The 3,865-nt window shown below is 65.3% G+C and carries 4 protein-coding genes and 1 pseudogene; 4 read left to right on the top strand and 1 reads right to left on the bottom strand.

Annotated elements, in window-relative coordinates:
- The 4 genes and pseudogenes from EOA49_RS30870 to EOA49_RS30855 all read left to right on the top strand — a co-directional run.
- Positions 1-537 (top strand): annotated as a pseudogene (locus tag EOA49_RS30870) (ROK family protein); the annotation flags it as partial.
- Positions 538-539: 2 nt separating this feature from the next.
- Positions 540-986 carry an RbsD/FucU domain-containing protein gene (locus EOA49_RS30865; protein ID WP_067327918.1) on the top strand — a complete coding sequence of 149 codons (447 nt, stop codon included), beginning with the start codon at positions 540-542 and terminating at the stop codon, positions 984-986.
- A complete protein-coding gene (locus EOA49_RS30860) occupies positions 983-1,906 on the top strand; it encodes a carbohydrate kinase (RefSeq protein ID WP_127241330.1) in 924 nt (307 codons plus the stop codon). The genes EOA49_RS30865 and EOA49_RS30860 overlap by 4 nt, the downstream gene beginning before the upstream one ends.
- 252 nt (positions 1,907-2,158) lie before the next feature.
- Positions 2,159-3,301, top strand: a complete 1,143-nt coding sequence (locus EOA49_RS30855; protein WP_127241329.1) for a DegT/DnrJ/EryC1/StrS aminotransferase family protein — start codon at positions 2,159-2,161, stop codon at positions 3,299-3,301.
- 21 nt (positions 3,302-3,322) lie between these two features.
- Here the strand turns inward: EOA49_RS30855 and EOA49_RS30850 are convergent.
- On the bottom strand, positions 3,323-3,865 hold a 543-nt coding region (locus EOA49_RS30850), incomplete at its 5' end, for an inositol monophosphatase family protein (protein ID WP_281058466.1).

Genomic DNA, 3,865 nt, shown 5'->3' with positions numbered 1-3,865 from the left:
GTCTATTTCTATATCGGCGCCTTTGCCGCCGCCGGCATCGTGCTCAACGGCCGCCTGTTCGGCGGGCCGACCGGCAATGCCGGCGCCCTGGGTTCGATGCCGGTGCCCGGGCCGGACGGCAAGCCGACACAGCTTATCGATGTCGCCTCGATCGCCATGCTGGAAAAGGCGCTGAGCGCCAAGGGCATCGACGGCTCCTATCTGTGGACCTCGCCGCAGGAATGGGGCGAGATCGGCGCCGAGCTCGACGACTGGATCGCAAGTGCTGCACAAGCGCTGGCCTATGCGATCGTTGCCGCCTCGTCGGTCATCGATTTCGAGGCCGCGGTGATCGACGGCTGGATGCCCCTCGACGTGCGGCGGAGGCTTGTCGATGCGGTGACGGACGCGATCACCGGTATCGACGCCGAGGGGCTGAAGCTGCCGGTCGTACGCGAAGGAACAGTCGGCATCCATGCGCGGGCGCTTGGCGGCGCCAGCCTGCCGCTTTCCGAACGCTTCCTGATCGGACCGACGACGATTTCCAGGAGCGCCTGACCATGCTGATCGGCATTCCGTCGCTGCTCGGCCCGCAGCTTCTGGCGACGCTCAGGGCCATGGGCCATGGCGACGAGATCGCCATCGTCGACGGCAATTATCCGGCCGAGGAACAGGCGCGCAGGCTGATCCGCGCCGACGGCCATGCCGTCATTCCGGTGCTGGACGCCGTTTTGAGCGTGCTGCCGGTGGATGCGGCGGTGCCGGAGGCCCTGTTCCGCGCCTCGGTCAAAGGCGATCCGGCGCTCGCCGATCCCGTGCATCACGAGATGGAAGCGGTCTGCGCCAAACGCGCGCCGGGGCACAAGGTGATTGCGCTGGCGGGGGCCGACTTCTATGCACGCGTCAAGGCCGCGCATGCGATCGTCGCGACCAGCGAACCCAGGCTTTATGCCAACATCATCATCCGTAAGGGCGTGATCCATCCGCCGGAAACCGAGACACAATGATCCTCTGCTGTGGCGAAGCCCTGATCGACATGCTGCCGCGCACGACAGCGGAAGGCGAAGCGGCCTTCGCGCCTTATGTCGGCGGAGCGGTGTTCAACACGGCGGTCGCGCTCGGACGGCTGGGCGCTCCGGCAGGCTTCTTCTCAGGTCTCTCCTCCGACCTGTTCGGCGGCCAGCTCCGCGAGGCGCTGGGAGCCAGCAAGGTGAGCTCGACCTATGCGCACACCTCGCCCAAGCCGACCACGCTCGCCTTCGTGCGGCTCACCGATGGCCAGGCGAGCTATACGTTCTACGACGAGAACACCGCCGGGCGCATGCTCGCCATCGAGGACCTGCCGAAGCTCGGCGCCGAGATCGAGGCGATGCTGTTCGGCGCGATCAGCCTGATCTCGGAACCGGCGGGATCGGCCTATGAGGAGTTCATGCGGCGCGAGCACAACAGCCGGGTGATGATGCTCGACCCCAACATCCGGCCGAACTTCATTCCGGACAAGGCCAAGCATCTGAGGCGCATCCGCAAGATGATGGCGATGGCCGACATCGTCAAACTGTCGGACGAAGACCTCAACTGGTTCGACGAAGCGGGCTCGCACGAGGAGGTCGTGCGCAACTGGCTTGACCGCGGTCCCAGCCTGATCGTCGTCACCCATGGCAGCGAAGGCGCCGTCGGCTACAGCAGGGAGCACAAGGTCACGGTGGTGCCGCGGAAGGTGAAGGTGGTCGACACCGTCGGCGCGGGCGACACCTTCAATGCCGGCATCCTTGCCTCGCTGCACGAGCAGGGTCTGCTCACCAAGGCAGCGATCGGCGGCCTCTCGGAGGAAGCCATCCGCAGCGCGCTGGAGCTTGGCGCCAAGGCAGCCGCGGTGACGGTATCTCGGGCCGGCGCCAACCCGCCATGGCGGCACGAAATCGCCTGATCGGTTGCCCGGTCTCGCCAGCGGCCCGTGCCCGAGCGATCACTTTATGTTTCGAAGGGCCGGAACAGCGCGACAAGAGCCGCTTCGAATACGCTTGGAAGCCCGCATTTCCGGCTTCTTCTGGCAAGGCGCAGGCAAAAAACGGTAACAGGCTGCGACACTTGCGCAATTCGCCCTGGCCATGGGCGGCTTTTTCAGCCGTGGCAAGTCTGGTACCAGCGGGCCGGTTTACTGGCAGCATCTGAGGCCGACATGCAGTTCATCGATCTTGGCGCGCAGCGCGAACGAATCCGCGACCGGCTGAAGGCCGCGATCGACACGGTGGTCGAAGACGGCCGTTACATCCTCGGCCCGCAAGTCGCAGAATTCGAGAACAAGCTCGCGGCTTACGTCGGCGTCAAGCATGTGGTGGCCTGCGCCAACGGCACCGATGCGCTGCTTCTACCGCTGTTTGCGGCCGGCATCGGTCCGGGCGATGCCGTGTTCGTGCCAAGCTTCACCTTCGCCGCGACGGCCGAAGTGGTGGCGCTCGCCAAGGCCGAGCCTGTCTTCGTCGACGTCGATCCCGACACCTACAACATCGATATCGCCAGCCTCGAGGCGGCGATCGACATGATCAAGAAGCAAGGAAGGCTGAAGCCGAAGGCGATCATCCCGGTCGACCTGTTCGGACTTGCCGCCGACTACGAGGCGATCATGGCGATCGCAAAGCGCGAGAGCCTGCTGGTGATCGAGGACGCCGCCCAGTCGATGGGCGGCTCGGCCGACGGCACGATGTGCGGCGCCTTCGGCCATGTCGGCTCGACCAGCTTCTATCCGGCCAAGCCGCTCGGCTGCTACGGCGATGGCGGCGCGATGTTCACCAATGATGCTGCGCTCGCCGACAAGCTGCGCTCCTTCGCCTTCCACGGCAAGGGCGAGACGCAGTACGACAACATCCGCGTCGGCATCAATTCCCGCCTCGACACGCTGCAGGCGGCGATCCTGATCGAGAAGCTCGCCATCCTCGAGGAAGAGATGGTGGCCCGCCAGGCGGTCGCCGACCGTTACGCCAACGGGCTTGGCGACATCGTCAAGGCATCACGCAATCTCGGCCACGGCCGCTCGGCCTGGGCACAATATGCCATCGAGACGCCGAAGCGCGACGGGTTGAAGGCGCATCTCGGCGAAAAAGGCATCCCGTCGGTCATCTATTACGTGAAGCCGCTGCACGAACAAATCGCCTACCGCGATTATCCGCGTACGCCGACCGGTCTTACGGTTTCGGAAAAGCTGCCGAAGCAGATCCTCTGTCTGCCGATGCACGCCTACCTCAGCGAAGCCGACCAGGACAAGATCATCGAGACGATCCGCAATTATATCGGCTCGAACTCGGCGCAGGTCGCGGCTGCCTGATCTCCCCCCTTCAGGAGGAGATTAAACCTCCACGCCCTTCCCCGTCGCAATGAAGGACGGGTTGGCGAAATCCGTGTCAGCGGCCTGGTTGCGTTTGCCGTAGAGGAGCGGCTGGCCGTCCAGCGTGCGGGTCATGCCGCCGGCGGCGCGCAGCACCGCATCGCCGGCCGCCGTATCCCATTCCATGGTGCGACCGAAGCGCGGATAAACGTCGGCCTCGGCGGCGGCGAGCAGGCAGAATTTCAGCGACGAGCCTATCGAGACGATGTCGGTGGCGCCGAGATCGCGAATGAAGGCTTCGGTTTCCGGCGTGTTGTGCGAGCGGCTGGCGACGACGGCGAGCGGCGTGCCGCCTGCCCGCACGGTGATTGGCCGACGGCCGGCGACACGATAGTCGCCGTCAACGTCGATCGCTTCCGCCGTTCCCGGCCGACCGGAGAAGAAACGTCCTGTGCAAGGCGCGAACACGACGCCGACTTTCGGCACGCCGTGGCGCACCAGCGCAATGTTGACGGTAAAATCGGTGCGGCGGTTGACGAATTCCTTGGTGCCGCCGAGCGGGTC

It is taken from the genome of Mesorhizobium sp. M1A.F.Ca.IN.020.04.1.1 (assembly GCF_003997315.1).
Taxonomy (GTDB): domain Bacteria; phylum Pseudomonadota; class Alphaproteobacteria; order Rhizobiales; family Rhizobiaceae; genus Mesorhizobium.
Note: the sequence above shows the minus strand (reverse complement) of the source record. Positions and strands in the feature narration are given on the sequence as shown.